The organism is Candidatus Tisiphia endosymbiont of Hybos culiciformis, assembly GCF_964030975.1.
In the GTDB taxonomy this organism is placed as follows: Bacteria; Pseudomonadota; Alphaproteobacteria; order Rickettsiales; family Rickettsiaceae; genus Tisiphia.
This window is the reverse complement of the sequence record NZ_CAXIQH010000001.1, coordinates 431,169-455,450: the sequence shown is the minus strand read 5'-3', so window position 1 is coordinate 455,450 and position 24,282 is coordinate 431,169. Positions and strand designations below refer to the sequence as shown.

Below are 24,282 nucleotides of genomic sequence, written 5' to 3'. Positions count from 1 at the left end.
AAAAGTTATAGAAAAGTACAAGGCGTTATTGCGAGACCACGCGAGTGTAGTGGCAATCCACATTTATTTAGATTGCCACGTCGCCACTAAAGTGGCTCCTCGCAATGACACGGTGCTGTTTTTCCCATGGCTTTTAAATGCCATGCGTAAGGTGAGCCTATGATAAAAAGATTGTTGGAGCATAGTAGCATTTTTACGGTGATCAATATTGTGGTGGTGCTGTTTGGTATATACGCATATTTGCAGCTGAAAATTCAACTTTTACCCAATATCCCTGTTTCAAATATTTATATTTCTATTATCAATCCGAACGTCAAGCCGGATTTGATAGAGAAATATACTACTAAACCTTTTGAAGAAGTTTTTTCGCATGTTGATGGTCTTGAGTCGATTCTGGCTATTAGTCAATTAGGAGAGAGTAAAATAACGTTAACTATTGCCAAGAAAGTTCCGATAGAACGGGCAATTAATCAAGTTAGAGATTTGATACTAAAAAACAAAGCTCTCTTACCAGAAGGGGCTAAGGATCCTATAATCTCTACTGAAAGCTTTTCGGCTTTACCAATGATGTATATTGCTGTGAGTTCTACTAACAATTTATTAGTTACTGCCGAGGATATTGAAACAATCAAGAAAAAGCTTAAATATGTTGATGGTGTAGCCAACTCATCTAGTTTTGGCGTGACAGAAAAAGTGATTAATATCGATATTGATCCAGAAAAAATTGCAAAATATTATATCCCTTTAGATAGCGTCCTTGCTTCATTAACACTACAAAACACTGATTTCTCTGGTGGTAAACTATCAAATCAATATAAAACGGAGTATATATCTTTTGATACTACAATCAATAAGTTAAGTGATTTTGGTGACATCAATTTGGAAAGTAATAATGTTGCTATAAAATTAAAAAATATTGCTAGCATTACGATATCAGATAAAGAAGCACTTAGCTTTGCCTATTTTGGTGCTGATAAAATTGTTTTATTAGGTATTTTTGCTAAGTCAGATGCAAATCCAGTCGATGTATCAAAAAATGTAAAGCATTTCCTAGAATATTACGAAAAGGTCAATCCCCAATTTACCTTTCAGGTTGTTATCGATGATAGCCAAGATATTTTACAAGCATTTCAAGAAGTGAAAAAAACTTTGATTGAATCGGTGTTGTTGGTGTCAGTAATTGTTTTACTGCTGATGGGTTCATTGCGATATTCAATTATTGCAATCTGTGCAATTCCAGTCTCAATTGCCGCTTGTTTAATTGTGCTATATTTGTGTGGTTTTACACTCAACTCGATAACGATGCTGGCAATGGTTCTGGCTATAGGGTTGGTAGTTGACGACTCTATCGTAGTGATTGAAAATGCTGAACATTACTATCGGGAAAATAAAGATGCTTTAACTAGTATATTGCAAGCAATCTATAGCCTTTTTCTATCTGTTTTAATATTGATGCTTACGCTAGTAGTAATATATATACCTATTTTGTTTATTAAAGGAGAGGTAGGAAAAATTTTACAGGAATTTTCTCTATCAATCATTGCTTGTTTAGTGATGTCCTTTATCGTTGCGTTTACCTTAACACCCATATTATTTTTAAAACTAGCAAATAATACGCATGAAAGCAAATTTGCTCAAATTGTTAATAAGACTCTGGATATGATTACCGGCAAATATAAAGGTTCTTTATTTTTTATTATACGCCATGCCAGAGTATTTTTATTCTTGGTGACTATAGTTGTAGCGGCTGGTACATATGTTGCAGCAAACTCTATGAAAATAGAAATTGAGCCATTTGAAAAAAAAGATATGATTATACTTACCAACATCTTTATGCCCAATACAAATTTAAGTTACATCCATCATTATATGGACAAAATTACTAAAACAATCAATAGTAATGATAATATTAAATATACCCTAAACATTGAAGAATCGCCACGTTCAACGGTTTGGATGATATTAAAAGATAAAACTAAAGCGGTGCAGACATTGCATGAAATTGAAGCTAAACTCGCAAAAATAGCGGTAGGTGGAGATGTTTCAGTGAAGTTTGCCCAGGGGAAAAATACTGGTTCAGCAAAAGGTAATGTTGAGTTGAGCTTTTATGTCAATAACCACTCGTCTATGGATAATGCTTGGCAGGATGTGCATTTTATACAGGCTAATTCACAGAATTTATTTACTAATGTTATAGCTATTGCTACTTCACTTGTGCAAGATTATAAAATTGCCTGTAATCAAGATAAGTTATTCAAATATGGTTTAAGCCAGAAAGATATATCAAATACTTTGGATATTCTGTTTAATGCCAGAAAAATAGGAAACTTTAAGCATTATGATAATACTTATGATGTTGTCGCTAAATCAGACCCTAAATTTGGTAAAATGCTAAGTAATATACAAAATATGTTTATTACAACACAGAAAAATGGAGAAAACCTTATTCAACTTAAGGATATATGTGATGTTAATAGGGTGAATACAGTTAATCAAATTATGCGTTATAACGAGCAATATTCTATTGAAGTAATTGCTACTGCTAAATATGGAGTTAAATTACAAGATGCAGTTCATTTTATTGATCAGTTAAATAGTCAATTGCCAAGTGATAGTGATATTAGCTATAGTGAACAGACGAAAATGCTTATTGATTCAACATCATCATTTACATTACTAATTTTAGTATCTGTATTTGGGCTTTACTTGTTAATGTTTGCACGTTTTAACGATTTAGTGCTATCATTTGTTATTTTAGTTGGAGGAATTCCAGCGGCTTTAAGTATAGCTTTATTGAGTTTATATTTTACTCAAGGGGGGTTAAATATCTATACTCAAATATCACTTATCACATTAGCGGGGTTAATGACCAAGCATAGTGTATTGTTATGTAGTGCAATGCATCAAAATGGGCAAGGAGGGGTAAAGGCAATAGTAACAGGAGCCACATCAAGAATCAGGGCAATCTTAATTACTTCTCTGGCTATGAGTATTGGTTTGCTGTCACTTTTCTTTGATAGTGGTAATTATGCCAATAGTCGTTTTCAAATGGCTATAGTTCTAGTAACAGGCATTGTTGTTGGATCGATATTAACGCTTTACGTAACACCTTTGCTTTACATTAGGTTTTATCGTATCCGTTACCAACGTGTTCATATAAATAATAAACCGTGCTAAAATGTCTATAATTTCAAAGGAAAATATAAAATCTATGGATATTTTCTTATCCCTTGTTGACAATTATTAAGAAAAGGAGTAACATGCTCTTTGAGTTTAATAATTAACTCTTTATAGCATGAAAGCCTTATTCTGAATGTCAGTTATTTGGTTTAATTTCTACGGAAGAGTTGCGAATTAAGTTCAGATAAGTAACTCTATACTAAAAGGTTTTTATGACTACTAAAGTAGGTAAGGTCAAATGGTTTAATACAACCAAAGGCTTTGGTTTTATTCAACCAGATGATGGTGGGAGTGACGTTTTTGTCCACATCTCAGCTGTAGAGCGTGCCGGGATCCGTAATCTTAATGGGGGTCAAAGTGTAGGCTTTGATCTAGAAGACAATAAGGGAAAAATTTCTGCTGTTAATCTGCAAATAAAGTAATATTTATTTACAACTACAAGCAACTACTCAAAATTTATGAGTGGTTATTAAACTAGTGAATTTTGGGTAGTATCATCTTTTTATACACTTTGTGCATTATCTTTTGTAATTCAGTGTTCACTGTAAGTAAAACTGTAATTTTATTGGACTATTTAAGTATACTCGAGTGATTTGGAGAGCTGGTTTTAAAAAACAATTTTTCAAAGCAAAATAGTATATATGGTAGAATTGTATTTATAATTACAGCCGCTTTTACTATACAATAATTAATAACCCGCTTTATAACATAAGAACTTAATCATAAACTTATTCTTTTTTAAGGTATAGAATATATGTTTGCTCAGATGCTTTGAAGAGTTGGAATATATTCTTTTGCTTTGAAGAATTGTTTTTTTGAAGATATCAATGGTTTGCACGCTCATCTACCTATATAGGTAGATACGTGCTTCTCATTCTCAAAAATAATTATTTAAAGCAAAAGAGTCTAATTACAAGTTGTCTTCCAATTCCCTAAAGCATTTGAGTATTTTTAATTTACGATAAATAATATTGGATTTAATAATGAAAAGTTTTAATTTACCAAATGAAGTGATTATATCACTTGAACAGATGAACATCAGCACTCCGACAGAAATTCAAAGAGAGGCTATACCGATTGCGATGCAAGGTAGTGATATTCTCGCTTCTAGTCAAACTGGTTCGGGTAAGACCCTTGCCTATTTACTACCAATCGTCAATTCTTTTATACAGACTAAATCAATGGCGTTGGTACTTGTACCAACTCGGGAATTAGCTAGTCAAGTACGTACTACTTTAACTAATGTGACTACTCAAATTAAGCTTCCTAGTGCGGTTTTAATAGGTGGTGAACCAATGCATAAACAATTTACGCAGCTAAAAGCAAGTCCTAAAGTGGTGATTGGAACTCCAGGTCGTATTATAGATCATTTAATGCGTGGTACCTTAAAATTAAATACAGTTCAATTAGTGGTGCTTGATGAGATGGACAGAATGCTTGATATGGGTATGAAAGAACAATTAGAAGAAATAAATAAATATATACCTGAAAAACGACAGGTTTTAATGTTTTCAGCTACTATGCCGAAACATATTATTGCACTATCGCAAAAATATGTGATTAACCCTAAACGTATTACTGTTGGTTCAACTACTCAGGCTGCTTCTCAAATAAAACAAGAAACCTTGCGTGTTTCTGATAAAGAGAAATTCCCTGAGCTGATAAAGCAATTAAAGCAACGAGATGGTTCTATAATTATTTTTGTGAAAACTAAGCGTGGTGCTGATCAGCTGGCAAAAATGTTAAAATTTGAAGACCACAAGGCTGAAGCTATACATGGTGATTTAACACAAGGTAGACGGGATCATGTAATTGCATCATTTCGCTCTTCTCGTCATAGAATTATGGTGGCAACAGATGTTGCAGCTCGTGGCTTGGACATACCTCATACACAGCATGTTATCAATTATGACTTACCAATGTCTCCAGAAGATTACTTGCATAGAATAGGTAGAACTGGTAGAGCCGGTCTTTCAGGTTGTGCATTATCCTTCATTTCTCCAGAAGATAATATCAGATGGAAAGCTATTGATCGTCTAATGAATCAAGGTGAAAGTACTTCAAGAGAAGAAATGACAGGAAGTAAGAATCGTAGAAGACCATTTAATGGTAATAATAACAATAATGGTAAGAAAAGTTATTTTCCTCGTAATAATAACGATAAGAAACCTTATGCTGGTCGTCCTAGAAATAGCAGAGCGTCCTAATTTAGTAAAAGTAGTTGGGTTAGTATAGCTAACCAGTTAAAGTTCTATATAGAGCTTTTCCATCTATTAGCGAGGAATGCATAAATACTGCACTCAAAGCGTCATTGCGAGACCACGTAGTGGTCGTGGCAATCCACCATTTTTAGATTGCTTCGTCGGCTGTGCCTACTTGCAATGACGTTGGGGACTTTACTACTAAAGTGGTTCCTTGCTAATTAAACGCCAGTTTGCATGAGAAATACTATTTGGGTTAGTTATAATAAAGGGAAAACATAAAAACCAAACAATTCATTATTTAAGGATAAAAACAAAAGTGAAAGTAATTAAGATCGCACCTTCATTACTATCAGCAGATTTTGCTAATTTGCAAAAAGAAATCCGTTCTTTGGAAGAGGCTGGGGCTGATATGATCCATATAGACGTTATGGATGGGCATTTTGTACCTAATTTAACATTTGGCCCTACTATAATAAAAGCCTTAAGATCTTATACTGCATTACCGTTTGATATACATCTAATGATTAATAACCCAGAATATTCGATTAAAGAGTATGCTAGTAGTGGGGCAGATATTATCACTATCCATCCTGAAACAACTATTCATCTTGACAGAACTTTAGACATTATTCAAAATTTAGGAATAAAAGTAGGGGTTGCACTACTTCCTTCCACCAACCCAAATTCTATAGATTATATTATTGATAAAGTAGATTTGATTCTAGTAATGACTGTAAATCCTGGATTTTCTGGTCAAAAATTTATAGAGAATCAGCTAGAGAAAATCAGAATTATTTCAGAAAAAATCAAAAATTCTAGCAAACCTATATTGCTTTCTGTAGATGGAGGAATAAATAATGTTACTAGTAAGAATTGCATCAAAGCAGGAGCTGATATTTTAGTATCAGGTAACTTTATTTTCCAATCAAAAAATTATCAAAAACAAATAGATTTACTAAGACAGTAACTATGTGATTCGTAATAGCTAATCCTAATAGTATTTGCCAATGAGATCGGCTCTGTTCAGAAAAGTGTGTAAATTTCAAAATAGATTATATATAAAAATATAATAGGTCACTTTAGAAACCTTCCCTAGTATCTAAAAATTAAAATTTTAGAGAGAAATTGAAAAACCGTGAACGGTCACGCTGGCTATTTGCGAATCCGTGAATTTAATTATATAAGTTTATCCGCTACTTATAGTGAAATCTATTGAATTAGGTGATGCAAACTTTGTGTCATACCTGCGAAAGCAGGTATCTAGATTCCCGCCTACGCGGGAATGACAACTTACAATAGTTATGTTCTTTATCACCTAATCCTATAGGCATAACTATAGCAATTCGCCATATTTTAATTGATATACTCTATGCATTCTACTTGCCATTTCATGATTATGAGTTACCACAATAATAGAGGTATTTTTTTGATTGGCAGTTTTAACCAATAAGTCAAAAACCTCATTAGCAGTATTAGGATCTAGATTACCGGTAGGTTCATCAGCTAGAATAATTTGAGGGTTATTAATTAAACTACGGGCAATAGCTACTCTTTGTTGTTCACCACCAGATAATTCACCCGGCATATTATGTATTTTATTAGCCAATCCTAACTCTACTAACAACTCTTCTGCTTCCTTAAAAGACGATTTATGATCATTACCAGCAATCAATTTTGGCATTGCTACGTTCTCTAAGGCAGTAAAATCTTTGAGCAAATGATGTTGTTGATAGATAAAACCTATATTATGCAGTCTTATTGTATGAGCATAATTCTGGGAATAATTTGTTGAAGCTATCTCTACCACACCACTATTCGGGGTGTCGAGTAGACCAGCTATATGCAGTAAAGTTGATTTACCGCTACCAGAAGAGCCTATTATGGCAACTAATTCCCCTTGCATTACAGTTAAATTAACATTACTTAATACTTCAACAATAGATTTTCCCTGCTGATATTTTTTAGAAATATTTTTTAATGTTAACACAGTTTTATTCATAACGAAGGGCATCCACAGGATTCAACTTAGCAGCTTTATATGCAGGATAAATTGTTGCACAAAAGCATAGAGTGATAGAAATACTTGCCACTAATGTTACATCTTCCATTTCTACCTTCGATGGTAGACTGTATAAATAATAAATTGCTGCTTCAAAAATTTTAGTACCAGTTATTTTCTCCAAAATATTTCTAATAGACTGGATATTATAAGCAAAGCTCGTACCTAATATTACACCTAAAACAGTACCTAACACACCGATAAACATACCATTACAAATAAAAATAAGCATAATATGCCTAGTACTTGCCCCAATAGTACGAAGCACTGCAATATCCGAGGTTTTGTCTTTAACCAACATAAACAAGCTAGAAACAATGTTAAAGGCTGCTACCATAATAATTAAAGAAAGAATAGTAAACATTGCTACCCTTTCAACAGCTAAAGCACTTAGAAATTGTGAATGTGATTTCTGCCAACTTATCACTCGTAATTTTGATCCTAAAATATTTTGTATCTCCCAAGCAAAAATTCCCGCGTTACTCGGCTCTATTGTTGTTACCTCGATTAGATTTATAACTTCACCAAAAGACAAGAAATTTTGTGCAGCAATAAGTGGCATTAAAATAGTTGCCGAATCATAATCATACATACCGCTAGTAAAAGTAGCTACAACTATGAATTCTTTAGACCTAGGCATACTACCAAAAGCAGTAGAAATTGAATTAGGAGAAATTAATTTTATTTTTTCTCCTAATTCAATTCCTAGGTTATGAGCAAGTTCATTACCGATTGCCACCACATCTTTACCAGAAAAATCAGCAAAATCTCCGGTATTAACATTTTGTAGAATCTGATTTTTATATTGGAGTTCACTTAAATCTATACCTTTAATTATAACGCCACTATTCGTTCTTGTACCTAATGCCAGAGCTTGTCCTACAACACTTGGAGAAATATGTCTTATATAGTTCTTGCTAAGTAGTTTTTTGTTAATTTCATCATAATTTACTATAGAACGTGATATAGGGGTTATGCTAATATCACCATTGAGTCCAATAATGTTTTTAGTTAATTCATAATGGAAACCGTTCATAACGGACATGACTACTATCAATGCAGCAACACCAATGGTAACACCCATCAAAGAAAAACCAGAAATAATAGAAACAAATCTCTCATTCTTCTTGGCTCTAAAATATCGAACTGCTACTTTTAGAATAAAATTATTTTTTATCATTATTATAATTCAGATTTATTAAAAATCGTATCTTCTTGCAATAATTTATAACAAGCTATCAATGCTATTACTATAGTGATGCACATAACAATTGCTAATGACGTAAAAGTGCCTTGATAAAAATAACTAACCAATTGCAAACACATTGCTGTAATAATCAATCTTCCTGATACTAGTATAGCAGTAATCCTACCTTTAGCATTTGGTAGACTCTCTAATGCAAGTATCCATAAAATATTACAAGGAAATATGCTACCAATCGCCACTAATTGCACTACTATCGTTATTATTAATGGATCATTAGTTTCAAGCATAACCAGAACTATAGCAGCAATTACAAAAGCTACAAGTGCTGCAATACTAAAGAAAAAACATTTTTTCTGTCCAAACTTGTTAAAGAAATAACTATTGCTAAAACTAATAACTGCAAATGTTGTAGCCATGGCTCCTTGATATAGACCAAATTGTTGAATAGGCACCCCTAGATCTTGCATATACAAGATAGGAGAAATACCAATAAACACCCAATAAGCTTGAAATAAAAAAATCAGGGTTATTAGATAATAGATAGCTTTTTTAGATTTAAAGACTACGCTATATTCTCTTAGGGATATTTGTACATTATCATTTGCCTGCCCTTTGGGAATAAATAATATGCCGATTATCAAACACAAGACTCCCAATATTAACAGTATAGCAAAATTACCTCGCCAACTAAGCAAAAAATTTACATAACTTCCTACTACTGGTGCAAAAGCTATGGCTAAGGTAACAGTACCATTTAAAACTCCCACCATTTGTTGTTGTTGTTCGACCGAATATACATCAGCAAGTATCACATATGCAAGCACCGCTACACCAGATATACCAGCCCCTTGCAGGAACCGACCAAATAGCATCATGTAATAATCTATGGCAAACAGACAAAAACTACTACCAATAACAAATATTACAAGACCTATAAGAATAATTACCCTTCTACCAAACCTGTCTCCTAAATTTCCAACAATTAAAGCAGTGATACAATGGGCTATGAGGTTTATTCCTAACAGAAATTCAACCTTAAAAGTAGATAGACTAAAGGTATCTTGTAAATCTGGAAAACTAGGAACAAATAAATCTACCTCAGCTCCAGCCAGAATTTCCATAATTATAATGGCAATAAACAAATTCATAAAACCACAGTTTCAGATTAGAGAATGAATATATATTATACTTGAAACATATCTAATGTTTTCAACTTATTTTTTGGATTCCGTTCACACGGAAATAACAAGAGTTTTCGTATAGCTAAGGGATGCAACGGGAGAATGACAAGAGGAATGGAATATACAGGAAGTCTAATATTGCTTCGCAGTATTTCAAAGAAAAAGCTGGTATAGATAAGAATCTATACCAGCCCTATAGAATAGACTTCCTGCATAAATTCAATCTAGTTGGTGATTTTGTCGTCGAAACTTGCCTCCGCTCCTCACGTACGTCTATGTACGCGAAGGTAGCAGGCTTCGTTTCTCCTAAAAATCCCTCAACTATTTTTGACTTATGCAGGAAGTCTAATAAAGAAATTATTTCTTCGGTGCTTCTTCCTTTTTCTTCTTCACACTTGGATCTTGTTCATCCGAATTCTCGTCTGGTTGTTGATTTGCGTTCGCTTCTTGTTGCGGATCCGCGTTCGTATCTTTTTTCTCAGAAGGCGTTGCAGCAGTAAAAGCAGAAATAGAGAAAGCTAAAGTTAGAATAATAGTTAATAAATTTTTCATAGTAAACCTCATTTTTTGTACTGGTGATTCTAGCTTAAACTGTGTAATATTCAAGTCAAATAATGGATAAAATTGTCTTCCGATATAAAAATAAATTATTAATAGGATAACTATGTGTCATTTTAGTTAATATATCTATTATTACAGGTTTTTTACTCTATAGTTAACCCGATTAAATTACTCCGTCATTGTGAGGAGGCATGAGCCGACGAAGCAATCCATAAAAGTAACCAAAATAGATTGCTTCGTAGTGCTTACGCACTCCTCGCAATGACGTCTGTGAATTGGGAATAATGTTATTCGGGTCAGCTATAGTGAAACCTATTGAATTAGGTGATACAAACTTTGTGTTAACCTTGCGAAAGCAGGTATCTAGATTCCCGCCTTCGCGGGAATGACAACTTACAATCGTTATGTTCTTTATCACCTAATCCTATGAGCATAACTATATATCTCTACAAATTTATTGATTGTTCTTGGCAGATTATTTTATAAATCTCGCATTTTTCTAGCAATCTAGCGTGAGTATCCCGTGCAATTAACGCTCCATGGTCAATTAGCAAAATTTCATCAGCCTGTTCTATACTTGAAATACGATGGGCAATCGATAATATAGTTTTGCCTTTCATTATTTCTTGCAATCTACTCAGTAATTTTTGTTCATTTTCGCTATCTAAAGCACTCATTGCTTCATCTAAAAGTAAAATTTCTGGGTTATATAGAATTGCCCTACTGATAGCTATTCGTTGTTTTTGTCCTCCAGATAATCTAATACCCTTCTCGCCAATTTCAGTATCTAGCCCTTCTTTAAGATTTTGGACAAAATCCATTATTCCGGCGTCATTAGCTGCTTCTATTATTTCTTCTATACTCGCATCAGGTTTAGCAAAAGCGATATTTGACCTAATCGTACCAGAAAAAATACTTGAATCTTGAGGGACATAGGCAATCATGCGTCTTATCTGATGATCTTGAGTCCTTGATATATCTTGACCAGCAATTCTAATTATTCCTTTCTCAGGAAAATAAAATTTTAACATTAATTGCATAATGGTACTTTTACCGGCACCCGATCTGCCAACTATACCAATAAACTTACCTTTATCTATTTTAAATGACAGATCATCTATAATTAAATTGTCTAATCTTGATGGATAGGCAAAACTTACATTATCAAACTCTATACTCTTCTGCTTTGAAGAAGCTTTATTATCTTGATAATCATCTACTGGAATATTTGTATAGCTAACTAGATTAGTATTTATCCCTAGCAAATTGACGTTATTGCGAGAAGGCATAGGCCGACGAAGCAATCCATTTCCAGTCACTTTCCTGGATTGCTTCGTCGCTACTGAAGTAGCTTCTCGCAATGACGTTTGTGAATTTGGTGTAATGTTAGTCGGATTAGCTATACGTTGATTTTTGGAAGTATAATCTATAAGAGCAAAAACCCTTTCCGATGCTACAAGAGATGAGTACACTTCACTTAAAAGCTCAAAAATACCCCCACTACTTACTCCAGCAATGATAGCATAATAAATAAATGATATCATCTGACCTGATGATAAATGACCCTGCACTATATCTCTGCTACCTACCCATATAACTATAGTGATAGAGAACAATATAACTGAAATAGCCAAAGCAAAAAATGCCGAACGGATTTTTAGTCGACTTGCCGCATGTTGTAAATAATCAGAAACTTGCTTATTGAAAGCTGCTATTTTATTTGCCTGCTGATTAAAAGCTTGTATCGCACAAATATTTGATACGCTCTCTTCTAAATTAGCGGTAATATTGGCTTGTGATTTGAGAGCATTTTTTGATAAATTTCGTACATATTTGCCAAATCTTATTAGTGGTAGCAATAATAATGGTATAATAATAATGACAATCGCAGCGAGTTTAGGACTCTGATAGAACATTAAGATAATTCCACCAATTAACATTATTGAGTTACGAACAAAAAACGAGAGAAAATTGACAATCAACTTAGAGATAAGCTCTATATCTACATTCAGGCGGGAAATGATATCACCAATTTTGAGATCCTCAAAACAAGCAATATCAAAATTAATTATATTACTGTAAGCTTCTTGCCTAATTTGACTAACGATTTTTTCAGCAATATTATTAATGAAATAGGAACGGAAAAAACTACCTACACTAAAAATTAATATTAAAATACTAATATATAATATTGATTGATCGATTGATTGCAGATAATCTTCTTTTAAACCGTTATCGATTAACTGCCTAAAAGCTCCACCCATTGCTAGCAACGAAATTGACACACATAATAATGCCAACATGACAATTGCCAGATCTAATTTATAGAACTTTAAATAGTTGATAAATCTACAAGGAATTGTCTTATGTATTACAAACATAATTTTGTTACTTGCTGGTGCCGGATGTCGGATTTGAACTGACGACCTACCGCTTACAAGGCGGTTGCTCTACCACTGAGCTAATCCGGCAAATAAGAAAAAGCTCGTGTGACCTTAATGTCATTCCTACACGCCATTCTTAGCAACGGCGGGAATCTAGATACCTGCTTACGCAGGGATGACATCTTCGTGCAGAAATATGTCAACAAAAACTTAAGGCTGTTGACAAGGAGATATGCGGTGTATGTCATTCCCGCGTAGGCGGGAATCTAGCTAGATCCCTGCTTTCGCAAGGTTAACACAAAACAGGATTGCTTCATTGACCTGCGGTCTTCCTCGCAATGACGTTGGTCACATATAACTTTTAAACTGCCTTTTCTAAAACCCCTTCCTCTTCTAACTTTTGACAGCTGTGAATCTATCTTCCACACCGAAGCAGGGGATAACACAAAACAGGATTGCTTCGTCACCACTAAAATATTTCCTCGCAATGACGGTATGTTATTTAAGCTTTCTTTGACTCTTTCTTAGGAGGCTTTATTTTGCGATTCTTAATTCTTATTTCCATTTTCTTTTTGATCGATGCTGGGAGTGCTATACCAGCTTCTTCAATAAACCTAGCAACACGCTCTGTAGGTTGAGCCCCAGTACTTAACCAATACTCTATACGATCAGATTTTAGAATTACACGATTTACATCACCTTTGACAAGCATTGGATCATAAGTACCTACCTTCTCCAAAAAGTCACCATCTCTAGGAGCTGTTGCATTTGCTACAACTACTCTATAATGAGGGCGTTTCTTTGCTCCACCTCTTGCCAAACGAATTTTTGTTGCCATATACCCTACTATTACTTAATCTTTTCTTCTTTAAAAGGAACGTGTTTCCTAACTACTGGATCATATTTCTTAAATGCCAACTTCTCAGTTTGGGTCTTAGGGTTACGTTTCTTTACCAGAAAATACCCTGTACCAGCTGTACTAACAAGTCTTACCAAAACATTTTTATTTTTTTTAGCCACAACTATCAAACCTTTTTTGTATTAATTTACAAATTGCCAGTCATAATAAAAGTAAGCCAGCAAATAGTCAAGAGTAAAATAGCATCCTTAAATTTAATTACAGTTCCTGCTCGACTTTTCCATTTATCTATTACAGTTTATAAGATAGCTTTTTGTACCATATCGTTGACTCTTTTTGCAAATCCACCAGTATCATTGACTGGCTCACCTTCTAGAATACATGCTTGATCATACATTAATTTCACCAACTCCTCATTAGCAGAATCTGTATTATTTGAGATTATATTAGCGTTAATTTTCTCAATAATTTTATGCTTAGGGTTTAGCTCAAGTATTTTAGCAGATGATGCCATTAATTGTTTTTGCTCAATTAAGAATCTTTCCATACGAATATCCATAGCTCCATCACCAACAACAAGACAAGTTGGACTTAAAGTAAGTTTTTTAGAAATCCTTACATCTTTTACTAAATTACCTAATATTTCTTTAAAATACTCCGTTAATTTGCTATATTCATCATTGTCTTCTTTTATATCTTCAGTTTTCTGCTCAGACTTCTCTAAATCAATATCACTTCTAGTAACTGATTTAATTGCATAACCCTTGTAGCTACTATTAACATTAACCCAAAAATCATCAACTGTATCAGTAAACAGGAGTACATCGATATTTTTACTTAAAAATCCTTCTATTTGAGGGCTAGAAAGTAATTTTGCTGAATCATCACCACTAAGATAATATATAGTATCCTGCCCTTCTTTAAAGTTACTAATATAGTCATCAAGGCTAATCATTTTACTTAAAAGGCTACTTTTAAATATACATGTCTCAAGTAATTTATCATGATCACTCGTTGCCTCACATAATCCTTCTTTTAAAGCAGCACCAAAATTAGACCAGAAGTTATTGTATTCCTCTATAGACTCGTCTTTTTTCTTTTTTAGTTCACCCAAGACTTTTTTGGTTATTGCGGCTTTAATCTTCTCTAAAGTACTATTATGCTGCAAAGATTCGCGACTAATATTAAGAGGTAAATCCTCTGAATCTACTACCCCTCTTAGGAACCTTAGGTAAGAAGGTATTAAGTCTACATTCTCATCAGAAATAAAGACTCTCTTGATGTATAATTTTACTCTTCTCTTACGATCAGGGTGGAATAAATCAAAAGTTTTAGTTGATGGAATAAATAACAAATTAGTAAATTCAACAGTACCTTCATTTTTATTATGAATAGTTAACCAAGGATCATCCATCGAATAAGACAAAGTTTTATAAAATTCCTTATATTGTTCAAAAGTCAAATCAGATTTAGGTCTTGTCCACAATGCGGAAGCTGAATTAAGCTGTATTTCATTATTAGTTGATTCATCAATAAAATATATAGGTATGGCAATATGATCAGAATAACTTTTAACTATATGCTTCAATCTAAAATGATCAATATAACTATCTTCTTCTGGCTTAACGTGAATAACTACCTCAGTTCCCCTGGTAAAATCATGATCAAAATCATCTACAATATATTCCCCAAGACCATCTGACTGCCAAACATAAGATTTTGCTTCTCCTGCTTTTCGTGAGGTAACAGTAATGCTATCAGCAACCATAAAAGCTGAATAAAACCCAACGCCAAACTGTCCTATCAACATACTGTCTTTTTTGGCATCTCCAGACAGGTTGTTTAAGAAATTTCCTGTGCCAGATTTTGCAATAGTTCCTAGATTATCGATCAAATCTTCTCGGTTCATACCAATACCATTATCTCTAATAATAATCTGCCTTTTATCTTTATCAATTTTTACAGTAATTTTAAAGATAGGATCATCTGCAATAAGTTTTGCGTCACTTTGTGCTAAATATCTTAACTTATCACAAGCATCCGAAGAATTAGATATTAATTCACGCATAAAAATCTCTTTATTAGTATAAAGAGAATGGATCATTAAATTTAAAATCTTACCAACTTCAGCGTCAAACTTCTTTTTTTCTTGGGTCATAGTTAAGTCCTATAATACTACGGTTTAATGTTATATATATAGTGTTTTAAATGTAAATTTAAATAGTCTAATTCAATATTTTTTATTGCTAATAGTTTCAGACTATTAGTGTAACCTAATATTATCTCAAAATTATTTTTATTAATTTTCCATTTTTTAGACAGAAAATTGATAATAGCATTATTAGCCTTGCCATCCTCTGGAACTGACTTTATAAATAATTTTAGATAATATTTATCATTAATTATAATAAACTCACCTATCTTATCTGTTTTTGCGTTAGCTTTAACCTTAAGAGCAAGAATGGCCACCTTGTTATTTGGGTTATAGTTAAAAACTTGGGTCATGTATTTGCAGCTATAGTAAATTAACGCGAAAGACTATATAATATAGCTAACCCGAATAAGTTCCTAAATGTCATTGCGAGTAGGCGTAAGCCTACGAAGCAATCCATTTCTAATCACTTTTATGGATTGCTTCGTCGCTACTAAAGTAGCTCCTCGCAATGACGCCAATTTACTATGGCTAAATACTATAGTTATGCTCATAGGATTAGGTGTAAAGAACATAACGATTGTAAGTTGTCATTCCCGCGAAGGCGGGAATCTAGATACCTGCTTTCGCAGGTATGACACAAAGTTTGTATCACCTAATTCAATAGGTTTCACTATATTCTGGTTAGCTATAAATAACCTAATATTCGGTTATATCTATAAATATAGCAGATTTTTATTACCCACTAATAGCTATTTTCATTATTTTTTACATAAAGTTGTCATTCCCGCGTAGGCGGGAAGCTAGATCCCTGCATTCGCAGGGATGACACAGAACAGGGTTGCTTCGTTCGAGCTTCGTGGCTCCTAGCTAATAGACGTTTAGGTACGTTTGAGGTTAAATAACAAAAATCTATTTTGAATCTATCCAAGATATATTACCATCCCGACGGTAATAAACTATATTAATGCGATTAGTATGACTATTTTGAAACATTAACGCAGGAAGATTTTCGAGATCCATTTTCATAACTGCTCCACTTACTGATAAAGTTAATATTTCTACAGATTTCTCTGCTATAATTACAGGATTATCGGATGCTGATACATTATCTTCGTCTTCATGTTCATGAGGCGTTATAGTATATTTGACTGCTTTAGGTGCTGCTTCGGATATTTTAATTCTATCATGACGATCCTTGAGTTTAGATTTGTACTTTCTAAGCTGCTTTTCAAGTCGGGACAGAGCAGTATCAAATGCTGAATATATGTCATCTGAAGCAGCATTACCTTTCAATATAATATGTCTGCCTGTGCCATCATTCACTACAATATCACAAACCAGTTGGAATCCTTGTTTAGAGAAATGTACGTTTGCACTAATTATAGTAGAAAAGTACTTTTCGGCTACTTGTGTAGTACGACTTTTTACATAGTCTTGCAAAGAATTGCCAATAGAAATATGTTGACCTGATACTGATATTTGCATAAAACCCCCTTTTAATTTATAGTTTATAGCTAATCGAGTTAGTTATATCTATAATATAGCAGATTTTTATGATCCACTAATAGCTGTTTTCATTATTTTTGTAATGTTTTGTATTTTTTCTATAGCTAACCCGACTAACATTACTCCATCATGCGAAGGAGTGCGTAAGCACAACGAAGCGTTGAGGAATGACATTTGATCCTATGTCATTCCCACCTAGGCGGGAATCTAGATATAGTTATGCTCATAGGATTAGGTGATAAAGAACATAACGATTGTAAGTTGTCATTCCCGCGAAGGCGGGAATCTAGATACCTGCTTTCGCAGGTATGACACAAAGTTTATATCACCTAATTCAATAGGTTTCACTATACCTGCCTACGCAGGGATGACACTAAATGTATGGACGTCAATATGCTATGGGTAAATGACTAATAGGGTTAATTATCTATATTTTTCTGTCTTTGAAATATAAAATTAATCACTTTTCCACTTAGTGGAAGAAATTTTTGTAGTATACTCAAATAATCACTTATATTAACTACAGGATTCTTTATACTTGCAAAGTAAACATACATCAATAGAATTAGACCATTAAATTACAAGAGGAATTTATGCTAAATAACATTAACTTTATCAGTAAGGAATTATCAAATAATCAAGCAACTGTAGTGTTTATTAACGAACAGCTGAAATTAGACAGTAATTTATTACTACTTGACCAACAACATCATGGCTTAATTTCTAAAACTATTCAAAATAAATTACTATTTACTGGAAAGTTTGGACAAATTAAAATTGTTAATTCTGTTGCTAAGGATGGGGAAATAAAATATTTAATCATAGTTGGCACTGGTGATGAAACAAAATTAACTACCTCTTGTATTGAAGAGCTTGGAGCCAAAATCTTGTCCTGTAGTACTTGCCGTAAAATTAGCAGTATTGGTATAAAAATTTCTCATAATATCGGACAACATCAACCAGCTATTGTGGCTTCTATTATAGCTAGCGGCTGTTTGCTTGCTTCATATAAATTTGATAAATACAGAACTACTCAAAGTGAGGGAGAAAAATTTGCTGTAGATTCTTTGGAGATTTCTATAGATGATAAGTCTAAAGCAGAAGAATTATTTAGTGATAAAAAATCATTAGCTGAGGCAGTATTTTTTGCTAGAGATATGATAAATGAACCAGCCAACATTAAAAACCCTCAATCTTACTCTGAAAAAATATTAGAACATCTTGAACCATTAGGAGTTGACATTATTATTATCGGCGAAAGAGAAATGAAAAATCTTGGCATGGGGGCTTTACTTGGCGTTGGACAAGGTTCACAAAATGAATCAAAACTTGTAGTAATGCAATATAATGGTTTGGGTGATGACACCCCGCCTGTAGCTTTTGTTGGTAAAGGAGTTACTTTTGATAGTGGTGGGATTTCTATTAAACCAGCAGCTAACATGGGAGATATGAAATATGATATGGCTGGGTCAGCAGCAGTAGTTGGAGCAATCATGGCTTTGGCTAGTCGTAACGCACAAGTTAACGTGGTCGGGGTAGTTGGTCTTGTAGAAAATATGCCTTCAGGTAACGCTCAACGACCAGGGGATGTGGTGACCACTATGTCTAAAAAAACAGTGGTGGTGGAGAACACTGATGCAGAAGGTCGGTTAGTTTTGGCTGATGCAATTTGGTATACTCAAGAAAAATTTAAACCTCAATGTGTAATCGATCTTGCTACCCTTACTGGAGCTATTATTGTTGCTCTTGGCAAAACTTATGCTGGGTGCTTTGCCAATAATGATCAATTAGCTAATAAGCTAATAGAGGTTGGTAATAAAGTTAATGAGAAATTATGGCGTATGCCTCTACATAAAGATTTTGATGAGATGATAAAATCAGACATTGCTGATCTTGCCAATATTGGTAACGTCCCTGGAGCAGCTGGTAGTTGTACAGCAGCTCAATTTATAGGAAATTTTATTAAGGAAGGTATGGCTTGGGCACATCTGGATATTGCTGGTGTTGCCTATAATAAAAAAGATCATCCCCTTGGTTCTAGAGGAGGAGTAGGTTACGGTGTAAGACTTCTTAACCAGTTTATCCAAGATCACTATGAAAAATAATCAAGCAAATCAGACAAATCGTATTTTTGTAGTTGGTAATGAAAAAGGTGGAGCGGGTAAAACTACCTGCTCCATGCATCTTATTACTGGCTTACTTTATAATGGTCATACGGTAGCTAGTATTGATACTGATTCACGTCAGGGTTCTTTAACAAATTATTTAAAGAACAGAGGTGATTACAATTTGAAAAATCCGGACAATACGGTTAACGCTCCTCAACATTTTCATTTGACTGAAAGTCAAGAACGAGTTGTTGGAGCTAAGGAAGAGGACGAGAAAACTAGGTTTGAACAAATAATTGAACAGACAAAAAATGCTGATTATGTAGTAATCGATACACCAGGAAGCTACTCTTTCTTATCGAGATTAGCTCACTCTTATGCCGATACGGTCATTACTCCAATTAATGACAGTTTCCTTGATTTTGACGTATTAGGCAAAGTTAATGCTGATAATTTGTCAATTATTGCTCCGTCACTCTATAGCCAAATGATTTGGGAACAGAAAATGCAGAAAGCTAATCGTAATGGCGAGACAATTAATTGGATTGTTATGCGTAATCGATTAAGTAACTTGGATGCCGTAAATAAAAGGAAGGTTGGTACTGCTCTTGAACAATTAGCCAAAAGAATTAGCTTTAAGATTGCTCCAGGCTTTAGTGAAAGAGTAATTTTTCGGGAATTATTTTTACAAGGACTAACATTACTTGACTTAACAACAGCTAATCATGGTAAAACACTTAGTATATCACATGTAGCTGCTCGTCAAGAATTGCGAGATTTTTTTAAATTTCTTGGTATTTTGTAAGAATATATAGCTAACCTGGTTAGCATTACTCCGTCATTGCAAGAAGCCACTTTAGTAGCGACGAAGCAATCGTAAGTTGTCATATATGGACGAGTGAATTTGTCAATAAAGAAAATAAAAAATAGAGCCACAAAGGAAGCGGTCATATATTCGGCATCGAGTGCCATAATGGTTTCTGCATTCTTCTAAATATCCTTGAGTAACCTCTCATTCCCACGGCTTCTAGAGCCTCGACATAATTGCGGATTTTGTTCAGAATACTTATTTCATTAACTCTTTTACTTTCGTTCTCTTTATTGTTACTAACTTACTCGCAATATTTACCAATTGCCATTCTTTTGCTTAATTGACATAAATTATCCTTCTTGCCAACAGCGCTAATTTGCGACATACTCGCTGCCATTGGTAACTACTGCATAAGCTATTCTAGCTAATTTATTCGCTAAACCAACACATATAATATTATATGATTTGTTTTCAGCAAATTTCTTCACTGCCCACTGAACTAGCTTATCTTTTGATTCTTTATCGCTTTTGGCTCTTATTGCTATTGTTCTTGCAGCTTGAATCAACATAGTTCTAGCATATCTATCACCTTGTTTGCTAATTCCTCCTAAAACTATCTTATCTCCTGAGGTGTATTGTTTTGGCACCAAACCAAGCGACGCAGAAAAATCCCTCGGGGTTGCGTAATTTTCCATTGGTGCTACGCTCAAACAACTAGCATTGATTGCTCCAATCCCAAAAATTGTCTGCAACCTAATAGCTTTCTCATTCTGTTTATTATTACTGATTATCAGCTTTTCTAAAGTTTTTTCTTTGTTACACAAATTCTCAATTTCTTCACATTCTAAAAGTAAAATTGACTGTACCCCAGAAGTTATATAACCTTCTATATACGCTAATTCTACCTCCGACTTACATGCTTTGCAAAATTTATTTTTGCTTAATTTTGTATTATAACCATATTCATATAAACTTGATATTGTAGAATTAGTTTTTTGTACTCGATCTCTGATCGTATTACTTCGGATTTTATGCAAAAATTTTATATCTTGTTCCTCTTTGCTTTTGGGTAACACATCTTTTAGCTCTGGATCGCGAGCAGCTTTACATATTGCTAAGGCATCGTTATAATCATTTTTCTGCCTCGATGTTGCATAAATTTTTACATCTTTTGTTTTCATCAACTTAACTTGCAAATCAAGCTTGTTAATTTCTTGCGACCAATAATTACCTCCTCCACATGCTTCCATGACCACCAGTGAACTTTTATTGAGATTGTTTAAACATCCTATTAACTCATCTCTTTTAACTTTTTGATGACCGACTTTTTTGCCATTTTGATCAACTTGCACCAAGTGCATAATATTTTTTGCTAAATCTATTCCAATTATACTATTTTCTATGCTATTATTTATCATGGTATGGACCTATTAATTAAATTGTTATTTAATTTGGAGCAACTGAAAAACATTTTTCACCAGACTCCGTACAAGTAAAGCATATTTCGCTTCACTCGTCCATACCATCATTCCCGCGTAGGCGGGAATCTAAGATCCCGCTACTTTCGCAGGGATGACACAAAAATGGATTGCTTCGTCGGCTCACGCCTCCTCGCAATGACGCTAGTTTGCTATGGATAAATACTAATAGGCTAGCTATTTAAAGGAAATATAATAGGGATAACAAATGTCAGAATTTACCAATTTGCAATATTGTAAAGGAAAGGAATCTGGTGCTAATGAAGCTGGAGAATTAGGGGGAATATATAGTAGCCAAGATAATGTTCTGTTTATGGTTAAAAAGGAAAATAAGGCTGAAAAAAATATATCAGAGTTTTTAGGTGCCAAAATTTTCCAAGCAACAAATCCAGAGCATGGAGCCAAAGTTTCGCTCATTGTACCTAATCATCTTATCGAGAAAGTAGAACAAAAAAGAGGGCTACAAAATGATGGTTCTGAAATATATGTGCAATCTGAGTTTTTTAAGAATTACAGTGGAGACATGTATGTCGATATGGATAACAACATGTCTAAAAAAACTAAGCCAGGTGGTTGGTTGCGAAAAGATGGGGGAAGGCCAATTTTCATGGGAACAAGAGAATTATTGTCAAGTACTTTAACTAAAGCTTTTAAAGAACTTCATTATAGTGATTTTGATAAAATAGTTCCAACTAGCTTATTAATAGGCGACTTTGATATTCATACAGGTAATATAGGAGTTATAAGAGACCCAGACAATTCTACTATCCCGCCTAAACTAGTTCGTTTCGATTTTGCTGGAAGTTTTAACCAATTAGAGGATGATATCCATCCAAATTCTTGGTCTAGACATCTGCCCTTACTAGGTCCAACTAATCATTTTAGAGAATTTCCAAGCACACTAAAGTATAATGATTTATTTGTAAAAGGTTTACTTGATACTGCACAAGTTGATTTAAATAATACTATTGACAATAGCTTTGCCGAATTATCAAAATATTATAGTGATAAAGTACTAGCAAATTGGGCAAAAATGGCAATGAGCCAAAAATTTAACAATATAGCCCCAGAAAACATAAAGATTGCTGATGTTAAAGATGCTCTTAAAGAGGCTATACAAAAGAGACAACAATCATTAAAAGAATATGGGTTGCAGATTAAACTAGGTCTTTTAGTAAAAAAAGGAAAAATTAACAAGCCAGAATTAAAAAAATTAATCCATGAACACTTGGATTATTTTAGTAATATAGTTGACCAAAGCAAAAAACTAAAATTCAGAAAAAAAACTAAAGGAAAATATATTGAATATATTTTAGGTACTAAAGCTCGAGAAGTACTATTAATTAAAGAAATAGCCCAAATAGCAGGAGAAACAGTAAAGCAAGAAAAACAAGCACTATCAATAAAAGCTAATAATCTTGCAAATAATCTAGCACCATCTGTGCAAATATCTAGAAAAGCACTAGACGTTATGCATATTAGTGATTCAACAACTACTACAATTAGCTCCGTATCACCATCCGAAGTAGTCCCAATCAAAGTAGATTTGGTGACATTAGCTTTTAGACAAGAAATTATTGCTAAGCAACAAACAACATTAAAAAACATTCTGGCTGAAGCAAATATTAAGAGTGATACAGGAGTTGCTGTTACTAATATTGCTATTAATTCTCAGCAATTTAAAGAGTTTGTAGAAAATAACAACGAATTAATACAAAAAACCTGGGCTAACTCCATTACCAAGAGTACTGTTACTCAAGCGATGAATGATGAAGTGCAAAGTTATGCAAAAATCCATCAGGCTAATAATTTTAAACCATTAACTTGGAGCGAGCAGGCATTAATAGACAATATAACTGATACCAGGTCAAGGGTTATTAAAGTCAAAGATCAAGAATTATTTGAACTAACAGAAACTACGCTCAAGACTTCTACTAAAGTAATTTTAGAAGATTGCGTAACAGAAAAAGAGATTACCAATTATCGCAATATTAATCTACCATTAACAATCAAACCATCTGGTACAGCCGTACATCTTTCGTTCCCAGTACAAAACGAGAAAGGTGAAAATATTGAGGTCTCGAAGGCACTGTATTTTACTACTCATTATAACGAGCAAGGAAAACTAGTAGAAATAACTAACCCATTATCATTAAAGTTTACCGGTAATGATAAAGATGCTATAGGCTATATACAAAGGGGAAAACATATTTACACTGTTCCTGTGACCAAGGGTCAATATGAAACAATGCTACAAGAAGTAGCAAAAAATCAAGGTTGTAATATTAATATGTCACAAACCATTATCCCCCCTGAGGCAAGTGACTCTATAATGCATAATAGTGAATTAAAGCAAATTCAGAATAACTTAAAACGTCATATAACTAATGCACCACCTAAGATAGTACCGCCAATGCCCAAGACATCACCCCAACAGCAAAATCGTGATAGAGCTTGAAAGTGGCACGGTTAAATTTCTTCCAATCAATCAGCATTATGTTGAAAGCAAAGTTATTATTTTTTACACTTGAAAAAGTTAATCTTAGCTGATATAAAACAAACAGCTTTATATATACTATTTTGCGTATT

At 33.6% G+C, this 24,282-nt stretch carries 23 protein-coding genes and 1 tRNA gene; 9 read left to right on the top strand and 15 right to left on the bottom strand.

The window, feature by feature from the left end; all coding sequences use genetic code 11:
- Positions 1-159: 159 nt before the first annotated feature.
- The 4 genes from ACQH2P_RS02460 to rpe all read left to right on the top strand — a co-directional run bounded on the left by ACQH2P_RS02460 (position 160) and on the right by rpe (position 6,351).
- Positions 160-3,177 carry an efflux RND transporter permease subunit gene (locus tag ACQH2P_RS02460; RefSeq protein WP_425362847.1) on the top strand — a complete coding sequence of 1,006 codons (3,018 nt, stop codon included), beginning with the start codon at positions 160-162 and terminating at the stop codon, positions 3,175-3,177.
- A 215-nt stretch (positions 3,178-3,392) separates the two neighbouring features.
- Positions 3,393-3,602 carry a cold-shock protein gene (locus tag ACQH2P_RS02455; protein WP_094648631.1) on the top strand — a complete coding sequence of 70 codons (210 nt, stop codon included), beginning with the start codon at positions 3,393-3,395 and terminating at the stop codon, positions 3,600-3,602.
- A 561-nt stretch (positions 3,603-4,163) separates the two neighbouring features.
- Positions 4,164-5,387, top strand: coding sequence for a DEAD/DEAH box helicase (locus ACQH2P_RS02450; protein WP_425362846.1), 1,224 nt, complete (start codon positions 4,164-4,166; stop codon positions 5,385-5,387).
- A 313-nt stretch (positions 5,388-5,700) separates the two neighbouring features.
- Positions 5,701-6,351 carry a ribulose-phosphate 3-epimerase gene (gene rpe, locus ACQH2P_RS02445; RefSeq protein ID WP_425362845.1) on the top strand — a complete coding sequence of 217 codons (651 nt, stop codon included), beginning with the start codon at positions 5,701-5,703 and terminating at the stop codon, positions 6,349-6,351.
- A gap of 219 nt (positions 6,352-6,570) precedes the next feature.
- Here the strand turns inward: rpe and ACQH2P_RS02440 are convergent, their stop codons facing one another.
- The 13 genes from ACQH2P_RS02440 to ACQH2P_RS02380 all read right to left on the bottom strand — a co-directional run bounded on the left by ACQH2P_RS02440 (position 6,571) and on the right by ACQH2P_RS02380 (position 16,341).
- A complete protein-coding gene (locus ACQH2P_RS02440; RefSeq protein WP_425362844.1) occupies positions 6,571-6,699 on the bottom strand; it encodes a hypothetical protein in 129 nt (42 codons plus the stop codon).
- A gap of 18 nt (positions 6,700-6,717) precedes the next feature.
- On the bottom strand, positions 6,718-7,383 hold the full coding sequence (locus ACQH2P_RS02435) for an ABC transporter ATP-binding protein (RefSeq protein ID WP_425362843.1): 666 nt from the start codon (positions 7,381-7,383) through the stop codon (positions 6,718-6,720).
- Positions 7,376-8,623 carry a lipoprotein-releasing ABC transporter permease subunit gene (locus ACQH2P_RS02430; protein WP_425362842.1) on the bottom strand — a complete coding sequence of 416 codons (1,248 nt, stop codon included), beginning with the start codon at positions 8,621-8,623 and terminating at the stop codon, positions 7,376-7,378. The genes ACQH2P_RS02435 and ACQH2P_RS02430 overlap by 8 nt, the downstream gene beginning before the upstream one ends.
- Positions 8,624-8,625: 2 nt before the next feature.
- Positions 8,626-9,798, bottom strand: coding sequence for a multidrug effflux MFS transporter (locus ACQH2P_RS02425; RefSeq protein ID WP_425362841.1), 1,173 nt, complete (start codon positions 9,796-9,798; stop codon positions 8,626-8,628).
- Between the two features lie 390 nt (positions 9,799-10,188).
- On the bottom strand, positions 10,189-10,383 hold the full coding sequence (locus ACQH2P_RS02420) for a hypothetical protein (protein WP_425362840.1): 195 nt from the start codon (positions 10,381-10,383) through the stop codon (positions 10,189-10,191).
- A gap of 172 nt (positions 10,384-10,555) precedes the next feature.
- Entirely contained in the window at positions 10,556-10,810 is a 255-nt protein-coding gene (locus ACQH2P_RS02415) for a hypothetical protein (protein ID WP_425362839.1), read from the bottom strand.
- A gap of 28 nt (positions 10,811-10,838) precedes the next feature.
- A complete protein-coding gene (locus ACQH2P_RS02410; RefSeq protein ID WP_425364083.1) occupies positions 10,839-12,695 on the bottom strand; it encodes an ABC transporter ATP-binding protein in 1,857 nt (618 codons plus the stop codon).
- 93 nt (positions 12,696-12,788) lie between these two features.
- Positions 12,789-12,863 (bottom strand) — tRNA-Thr (locus ACQH2P_RS02405).
- 415 nt (positions 12,864-13,278) lie between these two features.
- A complete protein-coding gene (gene rpsP / locus ACQH2P_RS02400; RefSeq protein WP_425362838.1) occupies positions 13,279-13,614 on the bottom strand; it encodes a 30S ribosomal protein S16 in 336 nt (111 codons plus the stop codon).
- A gap of 11 nt (positions 13,615-13,625) precedes the next feature.
- On the bottom strand, positions 13,626-13,796 hold the full coding sequence (gene rpmG / locus ACQH2P_RS02395) for a 50S ribosomal protein L33 (protein WP_094649033.1): 171 nt from the start codon (positions 13,794-13,796) through the stop codon (positions 13,626-13,628).
- Between the two features lie 137 nt (positions 13,797-13,933).
- Entirely contained in the window at positions 13,934-15,793 is a 1,860-nt protein-coding gene (htpG, locus tag ACQH2P_RS02390; protein WP_425362837.1) for a molecular chaperone HtpG, read from the bottom strand.
- Between the two features lie 17 nt (positions 15,794-15,810).
- On the bottom strand, positions 15,811-16,140 hold the full coding sequence (locus ACQH2P_RS02385; RefSeq protein WP_425362836.1) for a DUF167 family protein: 330 nt from the start codon (positions 16,138-16,140) through the stop codon (positions 15,811-15,813).
- Positions 16,141-16,203: 63 nt separating this feature from the next.
- Positions 16,204-16,341, bottom strand: a complete 138-nt coding sequence (locus tag ACQH2P_RS02380; protein ID WP_425362835.1) for a hypothetical protein — start codon at positions 16,339-16,341, stop codon at positions 16,204-16,206.
- Here ACQH2P_RS02380 and ACQH2P_RS02375 point away from each other — a divergent pair.
- Entirely contained in the window at positions 16,334-16,582 is a 249-nt protein-coding gene (locus ACQH2P_RS02375) for a hypothetical protein (RefSeq protein ID WP_425362834.1), read from the top strand. The two genes, ACQH2P_RS02380 and ACQH2P_RS02375, sit on opposite strands and share 8 nt — an antisense overlap.
- A gap of 117 nt (positions 16,583-16,699) precedes the next feature.
- On the opposite strand, the gene hpf is transcribed toward ACQH2P_RS02375, so the two are convergent.
- Complete coding sequence (hpf, locus tag ACQH2P_RS02370) at positions 16,700-17,275, bottom strand: ribosome hibernation-promoting factor, HPF/YfiA family (RefSeq protein ID WP_425362833.1); 576 nt, start codon at positions 17,273-17,275, stop codon at positions 16,700-16,702.
- A gap of 256 nt (positions 17,276-17,531) precedes the next feature.
- Here hpf and ACQH2P_RS02365 point away from each other — a divergent pair, with 256 nt between their 5' ends.
- The 3 genes from ACQH2P_RS02365 to ACQH2P_RS02355 all read left to right on the top strand — a co-directional run bounded on the left by ACQH2P_RS02365 (position 17,532) and on the right by ACQH2P_RS02355 (position 20,209).
- Entirely contained in the window at positions 17,532-17,702 is a 171-nt protein-coding gene (locus ACQH2P_RS02365; RefSeq protein WP_425362832.1) for a hypothetical protein, read from the top strand.
- Positions 17,703-17,889: 187 nt separating this feature from the next.
- Positions 17,890-19,401, top strand: coding sequence for a leucyl aminopeptidase (locus ACQH2P_RS02360; RefSeq protein ID WP_425362831.1), 1,512 nt, complete (start codon positions 17,890-17,892; stop codon positions 19,399-19,401).
- On the top strand, positions 19,391-20,209 hold the full coding sequence (locus tag ACQH2P_RS02355) for a division plane positioning ATPase MipZ (protein WP_425362830.1): 819 nt from the start codon (positions 19,391-19,393) through the stop codon (positions 20,207-20,209). The genes ACQH2P_RS02360 and ACQH2P_RS02355 overlap by 11 nt, the downstream gene beginning before the upstream one ends.
- Before the next feature lie 377 nt (positions 20,210-20,586).
- Here ACQH2P_RS02355 and ACQH2P_RS02350 read toward each other — a convergent pair whose 3' ends face one another.
- Positions 20,587-21,633, bottom strand: a complete 1,047-nt coding sequence (locus tag ACQH2P_RS02350) for an IS110 family RNA-guided transposase (RefSeq protein ID WP_425362708.1) — start codon at positions 21,631-21,633, stop codon at positions 20,587-20,589.
- A 268-nt stretch (positions 21,634-21,901) separates the two neighbouring features.
- Here ACQH2P_RS02350 and ACQH2P_RS02345 point away from each other — a divergent pair, with 268 nt between their 5' ends.
- Positions 21,902-24,151, top strand: coding sequence for a Sca4 family protein (locus ACQH2P_RS02345; RefSeq protein ID WP_425362829.1), 2,250 nt, complete (start codon positions 21,902-21,904; stop codon positions 24,149-24,151).
- Positions 24,152-24,282: the final 131 nt, after the last annotated feature.

What these genes read in the sequence shown, in the direction of transcription:
- ACQH2P_RS02460 (WP_425362847.1), top strand. Translation starts at nt 160, where the DNA reads ATGATAAAAAGATTGTTGGAGCATAGTAGCATTTTTACGGTGATCAAT.
- ACQH2P_RS02455 (WP_094648631.1), top strand. Translation starts at nt 3,393, where the DNA reads ATGACTACTAAAGTAGGTAAGGTCAAATGGTTTAATACAACCAAAGGC.
- ACQH2P_RS02450 (WP_425362846.1), top strand. Translation starts at nt 4,164, where the DNA reads ATGAAAAGTTTTAATTTACCAAATGAAGTGATTATATCACTTGAACAG.
- ACQH2P_RS02435 (WP_425362843.1), bottom strand. Translation starts at nt 7,383, where the DNA reads ATGAATAAAACTGTGTTAACATTAAAAAATATTTCTAAAAAATATCAG.
- ACQH2P_RS02430 (WP_425362842.1), bottom strand. Translation starts at nt 8,623, where the DNA reads ATGATAAAAAATAATTTTATTCTAAAAGTAGCAGTTCGATATTTTAGA.
- ACQH2P_RS02425 (WP_425362841.1), bottom strand. Translation starts at nt 9,798, where the DNA reads ATGAATTTGTTTATTGCCATTATAATTATGGAAATTCTGGCTGGAGCT.
- ACQH2P_RS02420 (WP_425362840.1), bottom strand. Translation starts at nt 10,383, where the DNA reads ATGAAAAATTTATTAACTATTATTCTAACTTTAGCTTTCTCTATTTCT.
- ACQH2P_RS02410 (WP_425364083.1), bottom strand. Translation starts at nt 12,695, where the DNA reads ATGTTGGCATTATTATGTGTGTCAATTTCGTTGCTAGCAATGGGTGGA.
- rpsP (WP_425362838.1), bottom strand. Translation starts at nt 13,614, where the DNA reads ATGGCAACAAAAATTCGTTTGGCAAGAGGTGGAGCAAAGAAACGCCCT.
- htpG (WP_425362837.1), bottom strand. Translation starts at nt 15,793, where the DNA reads ATGACCCAAGAAAAAAAGAAGTTTGACGCTGAAGTTGGTAAGATTTTA.
- ACQH2P_RS02385 (WP_425362836.1), bottom strand. Translation starts at nt 16,140, where the DNA reads ATGACCCAAGTTTTTAACTATAACCCAAATAACAAGGTGGCCATTCTT.
- ACQH2P_RS02375 (WP_425362834.1), top strand. Translation starts at nt 16,334, where the DNA reads ATGCTCATAGGATTAGGTGTAAAGAACATAACGATTGTAAGTTGTCAT.
- ACQH2P_RS02380 (WP_425362835.1), bottom strand. Translation starts at nt 16,341, where the DNA reads ATGAGCATAACTATAGTATTTAGCCATAGTAAATTGGCGTCATTGCGA.
- hpf (WP_425362833.1), bottom strand. Translation starts at nt 17,275, where the DNA reads ATGCAAATATCAGTATCAGGTCAACATATTTCTATTGGCAATTCTTTG.
- ACQH2P_RS02360 (WP_425362831.1), top strand. Translation starts at nt 17,890, where the DNA reads ATGCTAAATAACATTAACTTTATCAGTAAGGAATTATCAAATAATCAA.
- ACQH2P_RS02355 (WP_425362830.1), top strand. Translation starts at nt 19,391, where the DNA reads ATGAAAAATAATCAAGCAAATCAGACAAATCGTATTTTTGTAGTTGGT.
- ACQH2P_RS02350 (WP_425362708.1), bottom strand. Translation starts at nt 21,633, where the DNA reads ATGATAAATAATAGCATAGAAAATAGTATAATTGGAATAGATTTAGCA.
- ACQH2P_RS02345 (WP_425362829.1), top strand. Translation starts at nt 21,902, where the DNA reads ATGTCAGAATTTACCAATTTGCAATATTGTAAAGGAAAGGAATCTGGT.